This is a genomic window from Mesorhizobium sp. M1066, assembly GCF_040318635.1.
In the GTDB taxonomy this organism is placed as follows: Bacteria; Pseudomonadota; Alphaproteobacteria; order Rhizobiales; family Rhizobiaceae; genus Mesorhizobium.
The window spans coordinates 107,871-126,480 of record NZ_JAMYMR010000015.1 but is presented as its reverse complement, the minus strand read 5'-3'; the positions used below and the strand labels follow the sequence as shown (position 1 = coordinate 126,480).

Below are 18,610 nucleotides of genomic sequence, written 5' to 3'. Positions count from 1 at the left end.
CCCCCTCTCTGGGGTGTGTGTTTCTCCTCCTGTCCCTCCCCTCACCCGCGGCCCCCGCGCGCCCCGCCCCCGCCCGCGGGCCCCCCCCCCCCCCCCCACGCCCGGTAAGGACACCCAGTCAGGCAGCTTGCTGCAGGGCGCGCTCATTGACACCGCCTTCGCCCAGCCCGGAAAGCGCTTCGTCCGTCGCGACCTCCTCTTTCAATGTCTCGTTGAGGAGCTTGACCACGTCGCTCTTGCCAAGCTGTTCAGCCCACGCGACCAACGTGCCATAGCGCGCGATTTCATAGTGCTCGACGGCCTGTGCCGCGCCGACCAGCCCTGCATCCAGCGCTGGGTCACCCTTGTATTCGTCGAGAATTTCCGACCCTTCCTCAAGAATGCCGTCGATCGCCGGACAGGTCTTGCCGCGGGCCGGTTTGTCCATAAGTTCGAACACTTGCTCGAGCCGATCGACCTGGCCTTCGGTTTCCATGCGATGTTTCTCAAAGGCCGCGGCCACCTCTTCGGATTCGGCGCCCTTTGCCATCTTCGGCAAGGCTTTGAGTATCTTCTTTTCAGCGTAGTAAATGTCCTTCAGCCCATCGAGGAACAAAGCCTCCAGTCCCTTTGTCGTCGCTCTTTTTGCAGTCGCCATGATTTGTCTCCCTTGGATTGTCGTGAAAGCTCACCGGCGGTGTAGCCATGGACTAACTTTCCATGGAAGCAGTTGTTCCCTGGGCGCCACTCGGAAGGGCCGCACGCCAAACACCGCTTTTGTCGAAAGCCGATCGCTGTCAAAAGGCGATGGATGATGACGGTGTGAGAACCGCCGGCAGGGGACGGAGAGCACCGGGGTCGCGCCATATGGAGCAGATGGTGAAAAGAAACCCTTCCGATGGGTTCATATACGAAATCATATTTACATATAAAACAAATCATGATGATCTTGCAGTCGTGCAACGCGGCTAAGGTGGTTGGTTCCGGCTTACATCACTGAGCCTGAATGCCAGCAGATGATCGTGCACAAATGAAATCAACATGATGTCGCGGTCGAGCCAGCCGTGCATTGGTCGGATCCGGGGAGTACGGCATGCCGTTTGATGTCATCGTTGTCGGAGCCGGCGCAGCCGGGGCTGTTCTTGCCGCCCGACTCACCGAAGATGCGGCCACGAACGTGCTTTTGCTGGAAGCGGGGCCGGACTACCGGAGCGGCGAGCAACCTGCCGAGATGGCTAGTCCAAATCCCTTCAACCTGCTGCTTCCCGATCATTTTCAGCAACAATACATGTATCCCGACCTGATGGCTCGCCGCACCAAGCGGCAGGAACACCGGGTCTACTGGCGCGGCAAGGGGCTTGGCGGTTCGACGGCCGTCAATGGCCAGATTGCCATTCGCGGCGTGCTCCATGCATTCGACCGCTGGGAGGAAATCGGATGCAAGGGCTGGTCGGGAGCCGACGTGCTGCCCTTCTTCTGCCGCTTGGAGGATGACCCGATCGCGGCCAATTTTCACGGCAGCGGCGGCCCGATTCCGATCTACCGCGCGCCTGTCGAAAGCTGGGGAAGCGTCGACAAGGCCATGCGCCAAAGCGCGATGGCTCTCGGCCATCCCTGGCATGACGATCTCAATGCTCCGGATGCCGAAGGGGCTTGCACCTATCCCATCAACAGTCGAGCCGGCAAGCGCGTGTCGGTCAATGACGGCTATCTGGAAGCTGCCCGCGACCGGCCGAACCTCACCATCATCGGGCAGGCGACGGTGGACAAGGTGCTTTTCGATGGCAAGAAAGCGATCGGCGTTTTGGCCATCTTGGCCGGTCAGGTTCGCAAATTCGAGACGCCGCTGGTCATCGTCTCGGCCGGGGCCATCCACTCTCCGGTCATCCTGCAGCGCTCGGGCATCGGTCCGGCGGCTCTCTTGAATCGAAAGGACATCGAGGTGCTTGCCGACCTGCCGGTCGGCGAAGGTTTCTTCGACCATCCTTATTGCCGCATCGAACTGAAGCTGAAGCCGGAATTCAAGGCGACCGATGTCGACGCGCGGCATACCAACTGCTGTGTGCGGATGAGTTCGGGCGTGCCGGGCGCTGAGCGCGACGACATTCTCTACGTCGCCATGAACCATGGCGGTATCGGCGTGGAGTCCGACAGCGCCCAGTTCGGCGAGGCCATGGTCAATCTGATCCTGATGGAGGCCAAGAGCCGCGGCACCGTGCAACTGCGTTCCGCCAACCCTTTCGACCAGCCGATCGTGGAAGAGAACATGCTGGACGATCCAATGGATCTCCAGCGCATGCGTATCGCCTATCGCCACCTTGGCGAGATTGCCCGGCAGGCGCCGATCCAGGCGATCGCCGAGCGCGTCCTGCTGGGGGATTCCGATCTGCCTTTGTCATGGCTCGAAACGGCAAGCGACGAGGAGGTCGACAATTTCCTGCTGGCGCAGTCTTCCGATGCGCAGCATGGGATCGGAGGCTGTTGCATGGGAAGGCCCGGCGAGGCCGTGGTCGATCCGGAATGCCGGGTCTACGGTTTGGAAGGACTGCGGGTTATCGATGCGTCGATCATGCCGCTCGATTGCCAGGCAAACACCAATCTCACCTCGATCATGATTGGCGAGAAAATGGCCGACAGCCTGCGCCGGTCCATCTGACAGGTCGCTGCCGAACGGCATACGGTCGCGAGGGCAGGCCCGCGCACAAAGGCGCGGGCCTTGAATGTCAGCGAGTGACATCCACCGTAATCGTCTTCAGGTCGCACATTTCCATCAGCGTGTGCCGCCCACCGGTGCGACCGATGCCGCTCTGCGTCCCGGCGGCGCCGCCGGCAGGGATGTGCGGCTCCCAATAGCAACTCATCTCGTTGATGTTGACGATGCCGACCCTCAGGCTTTCAGCAAAGGCAAAGGCGTTCTTGATGGTGCTGGTGAAGACCGCGGCCGACAGGCCGTAGGGGCTGGACGCCGCAAGTTCCATCGCCTCCTCGTCGGTCTCGAAGGTCAGCACGGGTGCGATCGGCCCGAAGGATTCCTCGACATTGAGCAGGCTTTCCCGGGTCAGTCCCGTGACGATCGACGGCTCGAAATAGAGATTGGTGGCAAAACCCGACGCCACATTGCCGCCGGTGACGATCTCGGCGCCACGTGAGCGGGCGTCCGCGATGTGGCTGAGCACCTTGTCGACGGCCACCGCATTGTTGACCGGCCCCATCGTCGTCGCGGGATCGAAAGGGTCGCCCATTTTCACCTTCGCGGCCGCTTTCACGAGACCTTCGATGAAACGGTCATGGACGGATTTATGCACCAGCACGCGTTCGGTGGCCGTGCAGATCTGCCCGGCATTGGCAAAGCAGCCGGCCCCCACCTGGGCGGCAGCCATATCGATATCGGCATCGGCGAGCACGATGGTCGGACCGTTGCCGCCCATTTCGAGCAGAAGCGGCTTGCCCGCGCCACGCCGGGCGATCGTCGCGCCGGTGGCGGAACTGCCGGTGAAGCCGATGGCATGGGTGCCCGGATGAACGACCGCCTCGTCGCCCACCTCCGCACCGTCACCCAGAACGAGATTGATAACGCCGTCCGGCAGGCCCGCCTCGATGAAGCATTCGACAAGTGCCGTGGCAATCAGCGACGTCGTCGGCGCGGGCACCCAGACGACGGTGTTGCCCGTTGCGATGGCCGGTCCGAGATAATAGAGGCAGGGCAGGGCGAGCGGGAAATTCCAGGGTGTGATGATGGCAAAGACGCCCTTCGGCTGCAGGAAACTGAAGGCGCGCTTGTTGGCATCGGCAAGCGGAAACGCCGCCGTCTCCAGCCACTTCATCTGCTCTGCCGCATTGCGGAAACCCAGAGCTGCCGCCGATGCTTCGGCCTTTGCCTCGCTGTGGAAGGGCTTACCCTGTTCCAGGCAGAGCAGGCGCGCAAGCTCCTCGGCGCGCCTGTCGATCGCGTCGGCGATGCGCATGCACAGCTGAGCGCGCGCGAAGGTTCCCATCTTGCGCATGGTCTCGCGTGCGCCTTCGGCGGCTTTCACCGCGCGACCGACATCGGCGCGGGTGGAAAGGGAGAGATAGCCGAGATGCTCGCCCGTCGAAGGACTGTCGATTTTCAGGAATTTGCCCGAGCTGCCGGCAATCCACTCGCCGCCGATGCGGTTGATGCCGATGCGGGCGGCTGCTTCGGGCTCCGAGACGATCGCCATGCCACGCAGGTTGGGGCCTTCGAGAGAAGATTTGAAATGGACTGTCATCATGCGTTCCTTTGGCCGAATTCGGATTGGATGTTCAAAATGGCGGCGCGGCTGCGTTCCACGGCTGCGATGAAAAGTCTGCTGCCGGCCGAAGCGCTCGCCTGCGATGGCGTGCCGATGACGCCGTTGTCGCGGATGGCTTCGAAACGGCGCCAGACGGTGACGACCGGCGCGGCGTAAAGGTGAGGATCCGGCCAGGATGGCGGGGTGCCGCCCGGCGGGATGAGATCGCGGCGAACGCTGTCGCCAAGCACATGCATCATCAACGAGGTTTCAAGCGCGCAAGCGTGACCGGTGCCGGTGGCGATGTCGGGCAGGGCCTGCGCCGCCACATCGGCGATGAGATCGAAATACGAGAAACCCGCGGTGACGATGCCACGCTGGCCAAGGGTGGTGATCGCCACCTGGATCGCGGCGCGGTTTCCGCCATGGCCGTTCAGCATGACCGGCAGGAAGCCGTCTTCGGCAAGGCAGGTGCAGAGATCGACGAGCACGGCGATGAAGGTCCGCGGACTGAGGCTCATCGTGCCGGAGAAGGAGCGATGATGCTCGGACGAGCCATAGGCGAAAGGTTCGGCGACACGCATGGAAGCCTGTCCTTCCGCCGCGGCGAGAGCGACTGCTTCCGCAAGCCAGCAATCGACGCCGAGAGGCAGATGCGGGCCATGTTGCTCGACAGCGCCGAGCGGCAGAATGACGACGGGTTTATGCACGCCGGCTGTCGCGTGTCTTTCCGTATCCGGCGAGGTCATCAGCGCAAAGCTGGACCTGGGCGGGATCGGCAAGGCCGGAACTGGCTCGCTCATCGTGCTGCCTCGACGAGCCGCGCCTTGGCGTAGGTCATGCCGGAATCGGCCAGGAGAGCGACCATGATGATTGCACCCTTGTAGAGTTCGAGGCTGGAAGGATCCGTGCCGAACACCCGAAGCGCAGTCGTCAGCAGACTGACGATCAGGGCGCCGACGACCGCCCCCCACACCGTTCCCCGTCCGCCGAAGATACTGGTGCCGCCAAGCACGGCAGCGGCGATCGCGTCCAGAAGCAGCGAGGTACCGCCGATATTGGGCGTCACGACAGGCACCCGGCTGATCATGATCACGGCCGTCAGGAAGACGAAGATGCTGGAGGCGCAATAGACGAGGATCGTGTGTTTCGTCACCGGGATGCCGGCAAGTTCCGCGGCTCCGGCATCCGACCCGAGCGCATAGGTCCGCAGCCCGAAACGGCTGTGCCGCATCAGGATTGCTGCTACGGCAACGATCAGGAGCGTTGCGAAGATGACATTGGGAATGCCAAAGCTGCGCTCAATGCCGACCGCGCGAAGCGTCGGATCCTTCAGCATCAGGACGCCTTTGGAGGCAACGGCAAGCGTTGCGCCCTGCAGCGCGACCATTGTGGCCAGTGTCGTCACGAAGGGCGGTATTTTCAACAGTGCGATAACGGCGCCGTTCGCGAGGCCGATCACCACCATCACGGCAAAGCCGACAAGCAGGGCAAGCGGCAGGCCGGCGCCGCCGTCGATCAGGCTGGCGATGAAGACGGCGCAGAAGGCGACGCCGACGCCGGCGGACAGGTCGATGCCCGCCGTCAGCAGAACGATCAGAGCCCCAAGCGCCAGGATGGCGATCGGGGTCGCCTGGGCGACGATGTTGATCAGGCTGGCGGTTGAAACGATGCGGGCGTCGATGAGCGCGAAGATCGCCAGCAGGATGACCAGCAGGATCAACGGCGAGAGGTCGAGAAAGCGCCTGCACCAGATGTTCTGTTGGCGGGTCATGAGGATCCTCTCATCGAATGTGCCAATCTTCGACCGGTTCGCGCAGGCCTGATTTGACGCTGCGCAGGATGGCATCATTGACGGCGACGGCGCGCAGGGCGTCGCCGACCGGCATCACGAAAGGGGTGTCGTCGCGAACCGCCGAAATGAAATGGTGGACCTCCTCGAAGAGATCCCCGGTGATACGGCCATTGACGGTCGGCCAGTGCAGGGCGTCGGGTTGCGACCACTGTCCCCGCGACAGGATGCGCAGACCATGGTCGCGCACGTCGAGGTCGATCATGCCTTCAGTGCCGATGATTTCCGTGCGTGCCCAGATGCCGGTCGGAACGGTCGGTGGCAGCGTCCAGCCGAAGTAGAGCTGTCCGCTCATTCCGTTCGACAGTTCGACGGTGGAGAAGATCGCGTCTTCGGATCGAACTCCGAGCGAAGGCATGAGCTTGGCGACCGGGCGGGAGTAGACGGCGATGATGTCCGAACCCGAGATCCATTGCAGCGCATCCACGTCATGCACGCCGAGGTAGAAGCAGACGCTCGAATTTCCGTTCATGCGAAGACCGACTTCGCGATTGGTGAAACGGCCGCTGCTGCCGTGGATCGGCTCGCCGATCCGCCCGGACTTCACCGCTGCCGCGGCTTCGCAATAGCGCGGGTCGAACCGCAAGATGTGGCCGACCAACAGGCGCGCGCCGTTTCTCTCCGCCGCTCTAGCAATCGCCTTGGCAGCGGAAAGATCATGAGCCATCGGTTTTTCGAGCAGCACCGGCTTGCCGGCATCGAGCAGCGTGCGGCAGACGTCTTCATGCAGCGTGTCGGGTGCCGCCACTATGTAGGCGTCGGCGGCATTGGCGGCCAGCGCGGTGGCGGCATCGCGGAAATGCCGGGCACCGAAATCGGACGCGGCCTTGCTTCCCGGGGCAGGATTCGGATCAACGAATGCCGACAGTTCCGCGACAGGGCTAGTGGCAACCACCTGCGCATGCAGGAGGCCCATGTAGCCGGCACCGACGATGGCGATCTTCAACTTGCTCAAAGGGTTTCTCCTCACAGGCATGGTGCAAGGTTGGATGCTGGCCGGGGTGAGCAGGCTGGTGGTGTGATCGTGCGATCACCGAAAGCCAGCGTCATCACGTCTTCTTCCGTCGCCCCACGAGCCAGCGTGCCGACAGAGTGGCCTTCGCGCATGACGACGATGCGATCGGCAACGCCGAGAACCTCGGGCAACTCGCTCGACACCATGAGGATCGCCGCGCCCTCGGCCTTCAATCTTGCGATCAGGTGATGGAGTTCGGATTTTGCGCCGACGTCGACGCCGCGTGTCGGCTCGTCGAGCAGGATGATTTTCGGCTTGGTGGCCAGCCATTTGCCGATGACGACCTTCTGCTGATTGCCGCCCGAAAGCTCGATGGTCATCTTGTCGGGCTGGGCCGGCCGCACGCCGAGTGAGCCGATGAGATCGCGCGCGAGAGCCAAGATGCGGCGAGGTCTCAGCAGGCCGAAGTGACTGTTGTCGCGTATCCAGGCGAGGGACAGGTTATCCCTGATCGACATTGTGCCGACGAAGCCTTCCAGGTGCCGATCTTCCGGTATGTAGACGATGCCGGCGCGATTGGCGGCCTTGGTGTCGCCGCCGGTCTGCTGCCCGCCGAAAATTCTGAGCGTGCCGCCATGCATGGTCTCGAGACCGGCAATCAGCCTGAGCACTTCGGAGCGGCCGCTGCCCATCAGGCCGGCGAGCGCGACGATTTCGCCCCTGCACACGCTGAGCGTCGCAGACTTCAAGAGCTTGCCATCGGAGATGTTGCTGATCTCGACCGCGGTTTCGCCAACTTGCGCTTCGAGATAGGGGAAGATGTCGCCGACATCGCGCCCGACCATCATGGAGACGATCTCGGCCTCGCTGGTCTGGCTCGTCTGGCGCTCGCCGATGAAGCGTCCGTCACGCAGAACGACGACGCGGTCGCACTGGCTGAAGATCTCTTCCATCTTGTGGGAGATGTAGAGGATGCCGGCGCCGCGAGCTCTCAGCCTGTCGATCAGGTCGTAGAGTTGGTCGCGCTCGCGGTTGGAGAGCGCGCTGGTCGGCTCGTCCATGATGAAGAACCAGGCATCGGACAGAACGGCACGGGCAATTTCCACCATCTGCCGGTGCCCGACGGAAAGCGTTCGCAGCTCCGCGCCAATGTCGATATCGAGCGACAGCTCGTCCATGATAGATTTCGCATCGCGCCGCATCCGGGCCCGGTCGAGAAATCCCAGGCGGGTACGCGGTTCGCGGCCGATGAAGAGATTCTCCGCCACCGTCAGGTCCGGCGAAAGGCTGAAATGCTGATGGATGACGCTGATGCCCTTGGCGTCGCTGGGGGAGTGGAACTGGACGGCGTTGCCGTCGATGACGATCTCACCCTCGTCCGGGCGATGCAGACCGGAAATGCACTTCACCAGCGTCGATTTTCCGGCCCCGTTCTCGCCGGCAAGTCCTACCACCTCGCCGGCCGAGACGGCAAAGCTGACACCGTCGAGTGCCTTGACGCCCGGAAAAGACTTGCCAAGCCCGCGCAAGGCGATGCTGTGTTTGCCGACCGGTGTTGCGGCGGTGTTGCGGGGCGACGGGGTGGACTTGCGGCCACTGGTTTTGAACAGGGCGGCGACACTCTCCGGCTGGCTGGTGAGAACGGCCACCAGAATGAGGCTCGCGGTCACGAAATAGATCAGGATCTGCGGTACCTGCAGGAAGGACAGGCCGGTGTTGATGACGCCCAGCAGCAGCGCCCCGATCGCCGTTCCCCAGATGGAGCCCTGGCCGCCGGACAGTTTCGTGCCGCCGATGATGGCGGCTGTGATGGCTGTAAATTCGAGGCCGGTGCCGGCAAGCGGCTGTGCCGAACCAAGGCGGCCGATGGTGAGTATCGCGCCGAGCCCGGCCGTTGCGCCGGCAATCAGGTAGACGGAGATGCGCACGAGGTCGACGGGAACCAGTGAGGCCCGCGCTGCTCCCGCATTGCCGCCGACCGCATAGATCCAGCGCCCGTACACTGTGCGATTGAGCACGAACCACCAGAGGCCCAGGCAGATGGCGGCGATGATGACGGAGACCGGCAGGAGGCCGATCGTCTCGCGTCCCGCGAAAAGCAGGACCGGATCGGCGACCGCGATGCTGGATGCGCCGGAGAGACTGAGCGCCAGGCCGCGCGCAAACGCCATGGTGGCGAGCGTTGCGATGAATGGGGAGATGCCGGCAAAGCCGATCAGCGCTCCATTGAGCAGACCGATTGCGGCACCGCCACCGATCGCGGCGAGAAGGCTCAAGCTCGCCGAGCCGGTTGCCGTGTAGGCAAGGCCCGCGGCGATGCCGGAACAGGCAAGATTGCTGCCGACGGAAATATCAATGCCGCGCGCGATGATCACGGCCGTCATGGCAAAAGAGATGAGGGCGATGACCGCACTCTGCTGCGCGATGCTGACAAGATTGCCGGTCGACAGAAAACGCGGATCGATCCAGCCGAAGACGGCGATGGCGACCAGCAGCACCGCGATGAGGACCGGTTCGTTGCGCCGCAGTAACGGAGAGGTCCAGGACTGGAACATGGGTTGGTCCTCTTATCGAGCATCATGCGCGGTCACCACGGAAGCGGCGATGGCGATCGTCAGGAAAAGGGGACGCCGGATGATATGTCATCCGGCGCTTGAGCCGCTTTAGGCTGTTACTTTGCCAGGGTCATGGCGGTCGCCGGAACCTTGGGACCGAGTTGCTCGGTATAGTTCTTGGCTTCCACCGCCTCCTTGTCGGTATTGATGTATTCGAAGGTGAGGCCATCCGCCTTGAGCTTCGCCGCCGTCGCATCCGAGGTCACGAAATAGGTCGGCATGTAGAGATCCTGCGGCAGCTTTTCGCCGTTGGCCAGGCGAGCGGCAACGGCGATGTTCCAGTAGCCGACACGATAGGCGCCGGTCAGCACGTCCATCACCATCTTGCCGTCGTCGATCAGTGGCTTCATCTCGGCGTCGCCGTCATAGCCGCCGTAGAGCAACTGGGTTCCCATCGAGCTGGCAACGGAATCGGCTGCCAGGCAAAGGCTGTCGGAGATGCAGCCGATGGCCTTCAGATCCGGATAGGTGGTGAGCCATGTCTGGGCGGCATTGGTTGCCTTGGCTGCGTCCCAGCCGGTCGGCTCGATCCCGACCACCTTGATGTCCGGAAACTCCTTTTTCAGGGTTTCGACAAAGCCTTTTTCGCGCGTGTCGGACACGAAGTTGCCACGCGAACCGACAAGCAGAGCGACTTCGCCCTTGCCGCCAAGCGACTTGCCGAGCGCGCGGGCAACCATCGACATGTTGTCGTAGTCCGGATAGAGCGTCGAATAGTTCGAGCCGGCCTCGACCTTGTTGCCCATGGTGATCACCGGAATGCCGGCGGCGGTGGCTTTCTGGATGACCGGAATGACCGCATTCTTGTCGATCGGATCGATCAGGATCGCGCTGACGCCCTGATTGATGAAATTCTCGATGATGCTGACCTGTTTTTCCAGACTGCCCTCGGCGCTCTGCCAGGTGGATTTCACCCCATAGTCGGCGGCAGCCACGTCGCCCGCTTCCTTCATGCGGACAAAGAAGGAATTCTGCAGGTCGATTGCCGCAAGCCCAAGAACCTTTTCCGCGGCAAGCGAGGGCGTTGCGATGGCGAGTGCGAGCAGGGCAATGGATGCTTTCAGGGAAATGCGCATGTTTCAGTTCTCCTCTTGTTGCGACAGGGCGATTCTTCGCCTCTTTTTCATGTCCCGCACGACGACCGTCCCAGCGACAGGCATTCCGGCGGTATTCCGCGGCACTCGTGCCGTATCCATGTCAGGGCCGCGTCCTGCGTGGACCGGCCTTGTTCAACCTCAGCCATTCAGGCCTTCGACACCGGCGCCGCAGACAAGCCCGGCGATACGGGCGCCGCGCGGTGGCTTGAAAGCTCCGCTCGTCAACGCGGCCAGCGATGCCGCCCCACTGAGGTCGGCGGCAATGCCGAATTCGAACCAGAGCAATTCAGCGGCCTTCTGCATGTCCGCATCGCCGACAAGGACGATGTCGTCGACGTGCTTGGCGACGATCTCGTAGATGCTTTCGTCCGTGCGGCCGCAGGCCATGGTCGCCACCTTCGTCGTTATCTCGGGCAAGCGAACGACTCGGCCGGCAGCCAGGGAGGCATGAAGGGTCGGTGAACCGGTCGGCTCGACACCAATGATCCTGGCTTCGGGTTTGACGTGCTTCAGGACTTCGGACATGCCGCTGATAAGGCCGCCACCGCCGATCGCGACGATGTAGTTGTCCGCATCGGGAATCTGTTCGACCATCTCCAGCGCCACGGTTCCCTGGCCGGACACGATCTGCGCATCGGCGAAGGGATGCATGTAGAAGGCGCCGCGCGCTTTTGCCTCGGCCGATGCCGCCTCATGCGCTTCATCCCAGACATTGCCTGCGAAGCGAACGTCAGCGCCCCATTTGCGCAGCTTTTCCGCCTTCAGCGGGCTTGCATTGTTCGGCAGGTAAATGGTGGCGGGAACGCCGGCTCGGGCAGCCACATAGGCGGTGGCCAGGCCGTGATTGCCGCCGGATGCGGCGACCAGTCCGTTTTCGATCCGGCTCGGCTCGAGCGTTTTCACCCGGTTCGTGGCACCCCGGATCTTGAAGGAGCCGCTCACCTGGAGGCATTCGAGTTTCAGATAGACATCATTTTGGAGGTTTGCGCCCGTGGCATGGTCGAGCTTGACGACCGGGGTGCGCCGTATGAAGGGGGCAATGCGCCGGGCAGCCGCAATGATGTCCTCATGGCTCATCGGTCAGTGCCTCCGGATATTCGTTGGCAAGCACGAAGCAGCAATTCCCCGGACGCACGCGGCCGGGCTGACGCTTGGCGAAAACGATGCCGTCGATGGGGTGAAGGAGATCGATGGGCGCGCGTGACGGCGTGTGGAGGAAGTGAATGCGTCCGGCAAGGTCGCCCTTGCTGACGGCACTGCCGAGCGGGCTCAAAGGTTCGAAGACACCGTCCTCCTCGGACAGCAGATAGCCTTCGCTTCCGGGCACCTTGAGCACGCGTGCGTTGGCGCCAGGGGCAATGTCAGGCGCGCCCTTCAGGACGCCTGCATGTTTCAGCACATTGCGGATGCCCCTGCGGCAGATGGCCAGCGCATCCGGACTGACAAGGCCGCCGCCGGCCATCTCACTGCCGATAACGATCAGCCCCTGGTGGTTGGCGGACGCGGTCGAAGTCCGGGTTTCACCGAGATTGTCGACCATGACAACGGTCGGCGCCCCGAAGGCGAGCGTCGCCCTGATGTTCTTGCGAAGCCCTTGCGCGGTCGGGGATGGCTCAATGATCGCGCTCGGCAAGATCATCAGGGACGAACCGCCGGAATGGAGATCCAGGAAGTAGTCGGCCATCGGAAACAGGATGTCATGCACGTAAGCCGCGATCTGGCTTGTCAGCGTGCCGTTGAAATCGCCCGGAAAACTGCGATTGAAATTCAACCCGTCGACCGGGGAGGTGCGGGTGCCGGCCTCGACAGCCCGAATGTTGATGGCCGGAATCGCAATGATGCGACCGGCAATATCCCGTGGATCGATCTCGCGCAGAAGCTCGCCGAGCGCGATCGGCCCCTCATATTCATCGCCGTGGTTGCCGCCCTCGATCAGGACCGTCGGACCGTCTCCGTTCTTGATGACGGCGAGCGGAACGCGGACCGTGCCCCAGGCATCGTCGTGCGGCGATTGGGGCACATGGAAGAAGCCGATCTGCTTGCCCTCGCGATCGAAATCGACCGACGTGTAAACACTGTTGTTCCGGGGAGCGATGGTTGCGCGCACAGTGTTTGCAAGTCTCGGTACGGTCATCGGGTCGGCCTCGAATTCATTGTCCCGGCAATCATGTCAGTTTTATATATGGTGTCAAGTTTGGATATAAAACCAATGGCAATTCCGATTTCTTATCTCTATCGTGCGCGGACCACCGGGGATTCTTCGAATGTCAGATGACGCAAAAGAGAGTGGCAAACCGACCTATTCGGCCCCGGCGCTGAGCAAGGGCCTGGATGTTCTGGAACTGCTGGCGGAAGCGCGGGCACCCTTGACGATGAAGGAGATCGCGGAAGGCCTCGGCCGTTCGAAGAATGAGATATTCCGAATGCTGATCGCGCTGCAGGAACGTCAATACATCGAGCGCAACGCCGAGACCGACGCCTATTCGTTGACCGACAAGCTTTTCAAGCTGGGGCTGCACACGCCGAGCGCTCAGGATCTCATGTCCGCCGCCATGCCCGAACTGACGCGGATTGCGGGGGACTCAAATCAGTCGCCGCACCTGGTCGTCTTCAATCACGGCTTGACCGTCGTAACCGCGGCCGTTCCCGGCGGCGAGGACATGGCGTTCACGCTTCGCCTTGGATACGGCCGCCTGGCCACCGACGCGACCTCCGGCCATGTGATACTTGCCTTCCAGCCGCCAAAGGTCGCGGCGCGGATGCTCGATGAAAGTGAGGCGCACTCCCCGGCGCCGCTGGATCGTGACGCGCTGGAAAAGCAGCTTGGGATCATCCGCGCGGACGGCTACTGGATGCGCGAAAGCCGCGACTTCGTCGGCATCACCGATATCTGCTGTCCGGTCATCGGACCGGACGGCAGCGCCGTCGCCTCCATTATCGTCGCCTATATCAATCGCCATACGCGTGAAAGCCGCCATGCCTATACTCTGGAGGTCCTGCGTGCTGCCTGTGATCGCATCTCCATGAAGCTCTCACCGCGGGTTCGCTGAGGGATCTTACTGCGCTGAGGGCGCGGACGAAGCACCGTTCACGGGCCGTTTGCACCGGTTTGATAATACCAGTATAGGTCCAGTCGGGAATGTTTTGATCCTGGGTGCTTCTCGCGCGGGAGGAAAGGCAATGACAACCGTGAACCTGATCGGGCTTGTCAGTCGGGAAATGGATGCGACAGCGTCCGATGTGCCCCTTTACCGGCGGTTGAAATCGGCGATCGAGGCGGCGATCCGTTCCAATGCATTGAAGGCCGGCGCGGTTCTGCCAGGCGAGCGGATTCTGGCGGAAGCTCTGTCGATCTCACGTGTCACCGTAAGAAAGGCCCTGGCGTTGCTCGAAGAGGAAGGGCAACTCAATCGCCGGCATGGTTCCAAAACCGAGATCGGGTCGCGGGTCGAGAAATCGCTTTCGACGCTGACGAGCTTTTCGGAGGACATTCTGGCGCGCGGCCTGAAGCCTGGATGTCTATGGCTTTCCAAGCAGATAAGCCGCCCATCCCCAGCCGAAATGATGGCCTTGGGTATTGCAGGCAATACCAATGTAGTTCGCATGCGTCGTGTGCGGACGGCCGATGGCGCGCCGATCGCCGTCGAGGTCTCGGCCGTGCCGGTTCGCTTCCTTCCTTCGCCCGAGATGGTTCAGGATTCCCTTTATGAAGCGCTTGATGCACGCGGCTTCCTGCCTCAGAGGGCAGTCCAGCGCATGCGCTCGCGCGGCGCGTCGTTGGAGGATGCGAAACATCTTCATTGCGAGCCGGGCGCACCGCTGCTGATGACCGAGCGCCGCTGCTTTCTCGCCGACGGACAAATCGTCGAATACTGCGAGACACGATACAAGGGCGACGTCTACGATTTCGTCTTCGAGCTGCAAAGGTAATACCAGTTATGAACTGGTTGTAATCTGGTATTTTCCATCTATCGTGATGGCGACAGGGGAGTGCCGACGTGCAGCGGGAAGACATCGCCAACAGTCTCATCGTGTCCTGCCAGCCGGTTCCCGGCGGCCCGATGGATAGTGCGCAATTCGTGACAGGCTTTGCCAAGGCCGCTGTTGAAGCCGGAGCCAAGGCCCTGCGCATCGAATCCGTGCCCTATGTCGCGGCCGCACGCCTGGCCGTGCGCGTGCCGATCATCGGTATCGTCAAGCGGGATCTCACCGACAGCCCGGTGCGCATCACACCCTATCTGGCCGATGTCGAGGCCCTAGCAGAGGCGGGCGCCGATATCATCGCTTTCGATGCGACGGACCGTGTCCGTCCCGTTCCTGTCGAAGCGCTTGTGAAAGCCGTCAAGGCCAGGAACAAGCTGACCATGGCCGATTGCTCCTGCCTTGACGATGCGCGCCGGGCCCTTGCCGCGGGTGTCGATTTCGTGGGCACGACGCTTTCCGGCTATGTCGGCGGGCCGGAGCCGGAGGATCCGGACATCGCCCTCGTCGCTCAAATCCGAACCCTGACCCCCTACGTCATCGCCGAAGGGCGTATCCGGTCGCCTGAGCAGGCGGCTGCCGCCGCGCGCGCCGGCGCCTGTGCCGTGGTTGTCGGCTCGGCGATCACCCGTACCGAGCACGTCACCTCATGGTTCCATCAGGCGCTTTCCGACGCCTATGCGGCGCGGGGCGTGCAAACCGTCCTTGGCCCAACTGTCCTGGGCCCAACCGTCCGGGGCTCAACCGTTCTGGGCATCGACATCGGGGGAACCAAGACCATGGCCGCGCTGGTCAGCGGCGGCAAGGTGATCGAGGACATGATCGTGCCGACCGCGCGAGAGGCTGGACCCGACGCCTGGCTTGCATCCCTGGCGCAAAGCACGTCGGCCTGGTCGAGCCGCTTCAGTCGTATCGGCATTGCGGTGACCGGATTGGTAGAGGATGGACGCTGGTCGGCGTTGAATCCGGCGACGCTTGGCATTCCCGATGACTACCCGCTGGTCGAAAGGGCGTCCTCTGTTTTCGGTAAGCCGGTCTGTGCGGTCAACGATGCCCAGGCAGCTGCCTGGGGCGAATACAAATTCGGCGCCGGGCAAGGTCGCGACATCGTCTTTCTGACCATCTCGACTGGAATTGGCGGCGGCATCGTTTGCAACGGCCGATTGCTGTCCGGTCTAGCCGGTCACTTCGGTCTGATCCGTGGTCTGTCTGAAGACCGGGCTCCGCTCGAAGACAGCACCTCCGGCCGCTGGATCGCTTCGGAGGCCCTCAAGGCCGGTTCCAAGGCTGACGCCGCCGATGTGTTCGGACGCGCGCTGAAGGGCGAGGACTGGGCCGGCGCCATCGTCTCGCGAAGCGCCTCGCGGGTCGCGGCGCTGTGCCGGGACATTCAGATGATGTTCGATCCCAAATTGATCGTCATCGGCGGCAGCATCGGTCTTGCAGAAGGCTATCTCGACCGGGTGCGCGCACATCTGAGCGAGGTCCCGCCGCGCCTTTCCCCCGATCTCGTAGCGGCGAAGCTCGGAGGCCACGCCGGCGTCATCGGTGTTGCCGATCTTGCCGAATGGGCAAGGTAACGGCGCGCCCAGTCATGTCATGCAAATCATCAAAAAAGAAGGGAACGATCATGAAATTGAGCAGGACGTCTTTTGCGCTTATGGCCACCCTCCTTGCGGGGACGGCTTTGCCGACCTCTGCCAACGCAACCGTGACCGTGCTCGGCTGGCCTGGCGGCTCCGAGGAAACCGCACTGCGGGCAACCGTGGAAACCTACAACAAGCAGGCCAGTGATGCCGACAAGGTGGAGCTGCTGTTCTTCAACCGCGAAGGCTTTTACGACAAGCTGCAGGCCGACATGGCGGCCGGATCCAGTGCCTTCGACGTGAACCTCGTCGCCACCTACTCGCTCGGTCGCTACGCGCCCTATATGGAGCCGGTCGATCTTGGCGCGGACGCGGCCAAGGTTTTCGGCGAATCCGTTCTCAAGACGATGCAGTTCGACGGCATGCAATACGGCGTGCCGACAGATCTTTCGTTGCACTTCATGTACTACCGCAAGGATCTCATCGACGCCTTGATCAGGGATGACGCCGCCAGGAAGACCTATGGTGAAATCGCCCAGAAATATCTCGGCAAGCCGCTGCAGCCGAAAGACCCGGACAGCTGGACCTGGGACGACTGGGCGGCCACCGCCCTCTATTTCACCAAGCAGGTGAACCCGGACAGCCCGGTGCGCTACGGCACGGTCCTGCAGATGAAGAACCTGCTGTTCAACATGATGGTCTTCCAGTCGCTGCCGCGCTCCTACGGCGGCGACTGGATGGACAAGGACGGCAATGTCACGGTGGATTCCGATGCCTACAAGACCGGCCTCGAACTCTACAAGAAGCTCTATGATGCCGGTTCTTCGCCCAAAGATTCGCTGAGCTACGAATATGCGGAAACCAACGCGGCCTTCGCATCCGGTCAGGCCGCGACAGCGCTCCAGTGGAACGCCGCGGCGGCGGATCTGACCAGCACCGAAAAATCCCCGGCCGTCGCCGAGGTGACCGGGATCGTCGCGCCGCCGGCAGGTCCCGACGGACGCGCCGATCATATCCACGGCCTTGGTTTGGGCCTCAACAAGAACGCCAAGAACAAGGAAGGCGCCGTCAAGTTCCTGAAGTGGCTCGCCACAGAGGATGCGGCCTTGCTCTATGCACGCAGCGGCGGTTCGCCGGCATTGTCTCCCGATGTCGTCGGCAAGGTTGCGAAGGAACGTCCCGACCTCGTCAAGCTCGGCGAATTCGCCAGCAAGTACGGCTATGTCATGACCGGGGCGACGTCCGCGAGTGCGCTCCCGGTCTATGAGCTGCAGGCAAAGGAGTTCACCGGCTACTGGTCCGGCCAGCAGAGCCTCGAGGATGCGCTCGCCCACACCAAGGCGGGCATGCAGGACCTCCTCAAGAAATGATCATTGGCCGGACGCCGGGTCGAGGCCCGGCGTCCGGCGCGTTTGGCGGATCGACATGGCCCTTGTGACACGTGCCGAAGGCAGGATGTATCTGACGCCGCTGGTCGGCTTCCTGCTTCTGTTCCTCGGCTTTCCGGCGATCGTCAATCTGATCTATTCCGTTTCGACCGTCACATTCGAAACGTTGCGCAGTCCGGTGTTGAGCGGTTTCGGTAACTATGTCGCGGTGTTGAACGACCGCGAATTCTGGAGCTCGGCCTGGTTCTCTCTGCGCTTCGGTATTCTTACCGCATCGGCGGAATGTCTGATCGGCCTTTTCCTTGCCATCTTCCTGGCGCCGCTTCTGAGCAAGCGTCCAGTCCTGATGGCGCCGTTGATGCTGCCGCTGATGGTCGCGCCGGCCATGGTCGGTCTCATGTACCGGCTGGTGCTGCATGAATTCGCGGGCCCCGTCCCCTACTATCTCTTCGAATGGTTCGGCGACAGCCCGGCCTTCCTCGACATCGACAATGCCTTCCGCACCCTTGTCGTCGTGGAGACGCTGCAATGGACGCCTTTCGCCTTCCTGCTCTTCTACATGGCCTATTCGGCCATACCGCTCGACGTGCGCGAAGCCTCCTCGCTCGATGGCGCATCACCGTTTGAGATTGTCCGCTGGATCGACCTGCCGTTGATGAAGCCGACGCTCGTCATCGCGTTTTTTATCCGTTTCATCGACGGTTTCAGGGTGTTCGACAATGTCTACGCACTGACCGGCAGTGGCGCTGGCGGTTCAACGACGTCCTTGTCGATCTACATCTACCAGGCCTTCTTCAAGGAAGGGGCTATCGGCAAGGCAGTCGCCGCTTCGGTTGTGCTGTTCCTGGCTTCGTTCATCGTTCTCCACGGCCTTAACCGGCTTGCCGGCCGCAGGAAGCGTTGA

General features: G+C 62.3%; 15 protein-coding genes. 6 read left to right on the top strand and 9 right to left on the bottom strand.

Going from position 1 to position 18,610, the window contains the following annotated elements; all coding sequences use genetic code 11:
• Nucleotides 1-118: 118 nt before the first annotated feature.
• Nucleotides 119-637: a YciE/YciF ferroxidase family protein gene (locus NKH52_RS19950; protein ID WP_127268257.1), complete on the bottom strand. Its 519-nt coding sequence runs from the start codon at nt 635-637 to the stop codon at nt 119-121.
• A gap of 435 nt (nt 638-1,072) precedes the next feature.
• On the opposite strand from NKH52_RS19950, the gene NKH52_RS19945 reads away from it, so the two are divergent.
• Nucleotides 1,073-2,635 (top strand): GMC family oxidoreductase, encoded by a 1,563-nt coding sequence (locus tag NKH52_RS19945; protein ID WP_352732900.1) that lies wholly within the window; start codon nt 1,073-1,075, stop codon nt 2,633-2,635.
• 67 nt (nt 2,636-2,702) lie between these two features.
• On the opposite strand, the gene NKH52_RS19940 is transcribed toward NKH52_RS19945, so the two are convergent.
• The 8 genes from NKH52_RS19940 to NKH52_RS19905 all read right to left on the bottom strand — a co-directional run bounded on the left by NKH52_RS19940 (nt 2,703) and on the right by NKH52_RS19905 (nt 12,885).
• A complete protein-coding gene (locus NKH52_RS19940; protein WP_352732897.1) occupies nt 2,703-4,229 on the bottom strand; it encodes an aldehyde dehydrogenase family protein in 1,527 nt (508 codons plus the stop codon).
• Nucleotides 4,229-5,035, bottom strand: coding sequence for a creatininase family protein (locus NKH52_RS19935; RefSeq protein ID WP_352732894.1), 807 nt, complete (start codon nt 5,033-5,035; stop codon nt 4,229-4,231). The genes NKH52_RS19940 and NKH52_RS19935 overlap by 1 nt, the downstream gene beginning before the upstream one ends.
• Entirely contained in the window at nt 5,032-6,006 is a 975-nt protein-coding gene (locus NKH52_RS19930; protein ID WP_023809451.1) for an ABC transporter permease, read from the bottom strand. Before NKH52_RS19930 ends, NKH52_RS19935 begins: the two co-directional genes overlap by 4 nt.
• A gap of 10 nt (nt 6,007-6,016) precedes the next feature.
• A complete protein-coding gene (locus NKH52_RS19925) occupies nt 6,017-7,039 on the bottom strand; it encodes a Gfo/Idh/MocA family protein (RefSeq protein ID WP_352732891.1) in 1,023 nt (340 codons plus the stop codon).
• A gap of 11 nt (nt 7,040-7,050) precedes the next feature.
• Nucleotides 7,051-9,594 (bottom strand): ATP-binding cassette domain-containing protein, encoded by a 2,544-nt coding sequence (locus tag NKH52_RS19920; protein WP_352732888.1) that lies wholly within the window; start codon nt 9,592-9,594, stop codon nt 7,051-7,053.
• A gap of 116 nt (nt 9,595-9,710) precedes the next feature.
• Nucleotides 9,711-10,730: a sugar ABC transporter substrate-binding protein gene (locus tag NKH52_RS19915; RefSeq protein WP_013530435.1), complete on the bottom strand. Its 1,020-nt coding sequence runs from the start codon at nt 10,728-10,730 to the stop codon at nt 9,711-9,713.
• 159 nt (nt 10,731-10,889) lie between these two features.
• Nucleotides 10,890-11,828 (bottom strand): threonine ammonia-lyase, encoded by a 939-nt coding sequence (locus NKH52_RS19910; protein WP_352732885.1) that lies wholly within the window; start codon nt 11,826-11,828, stop codon nt 10,890-10,892.
• On the bottom strand, nt 11,818-12,885 hold the full coding sequence (locus NKH52_RS19905) for a succinylglutamate desuccinylase/aspartoacylase family protein (protein WP_352732882.1): 1,068 nt from the start codon (nt 12,883-12,885) through the stop codon (nt 11,818-11,820). The genes NKH52_RS19910 and NKH52_RS19905 overlap by 11 nt, the downstream gene beginning before the upstream one ends.
• Nucleotides 12,886-13,015: 130 nt before the next feature.
• On the opposite strand from NKH52_RS19905, the gene NKH52_RS19900 reads away from it, so the two are divergent.
• The 5 genes from NKH52_RS19900 to NKH52_RS19880 all read left to right on the top strand — a co-directional run bounded on the left by NKH52_RS19900 (nt 13,016) and on the right by NKH52_RS19880 (nt 18,610).
• The gene (locus tag NKH52_RS19900) at nt 13,016-13,801 is read left to right on the top strand and encodes an IclR family transcriptional regulator (RefSeq protein ID WP_352732910.1); all 786 of its coding nucleotides are present in this window, start codon (nt 13,016-13,018) and stop codon (nt 13,799-13,801) included.
• Between the two features lie 130 nt (nt 13,802-13,931).
• Nucleotides 13,932-14,681, top strand: a complete 750-nt coding sequence (locus NKH52_RS19895) for a GntR family transcriptional regulator (protein ID WP_127292389.1) — start codon at nt 13,932-13,934, stop codon at nt 14,679-14,681.
• 131 nt (nt 14,682-14,812) lie between these two features.
• The gene (locus tag NKH52_RS19890) at nt 14,813-16,312 is read left to right on the top strand and encodes a putative N-acetylmannosamine-6-phosphate 2-epimerase (protein ID WP_502908065.1); all 1,500 of its coding nucleotides are present in this window, start codon (nt 14,813-14,815) and stop codon (nt 16,310-16,312) included.
• 80 nt (nt 16,313-16,392) lie between these two features.
• Entirely contained in the window at nt 16,393-17,688 is a 1,296-nt protein-coding gene (locus tag NKH52_RS19885) for an extracellular solute-binding protein (protein ID WP_352732876.1), read from the top strand.
• A 55-nt stretch (nt 17,689-17,743) separates the two neighbouring features.
• Nucleotides 17,744-18,610 (top strand): carbohydrate ABC transporter permease, encoded by an 867-nt coding sequence (locus tag NKH52_RS19880; protein WP_352732874.1) that lies wholly within the window; start codon nt 17,744-17,746, stop codon nt 18,608-18,610.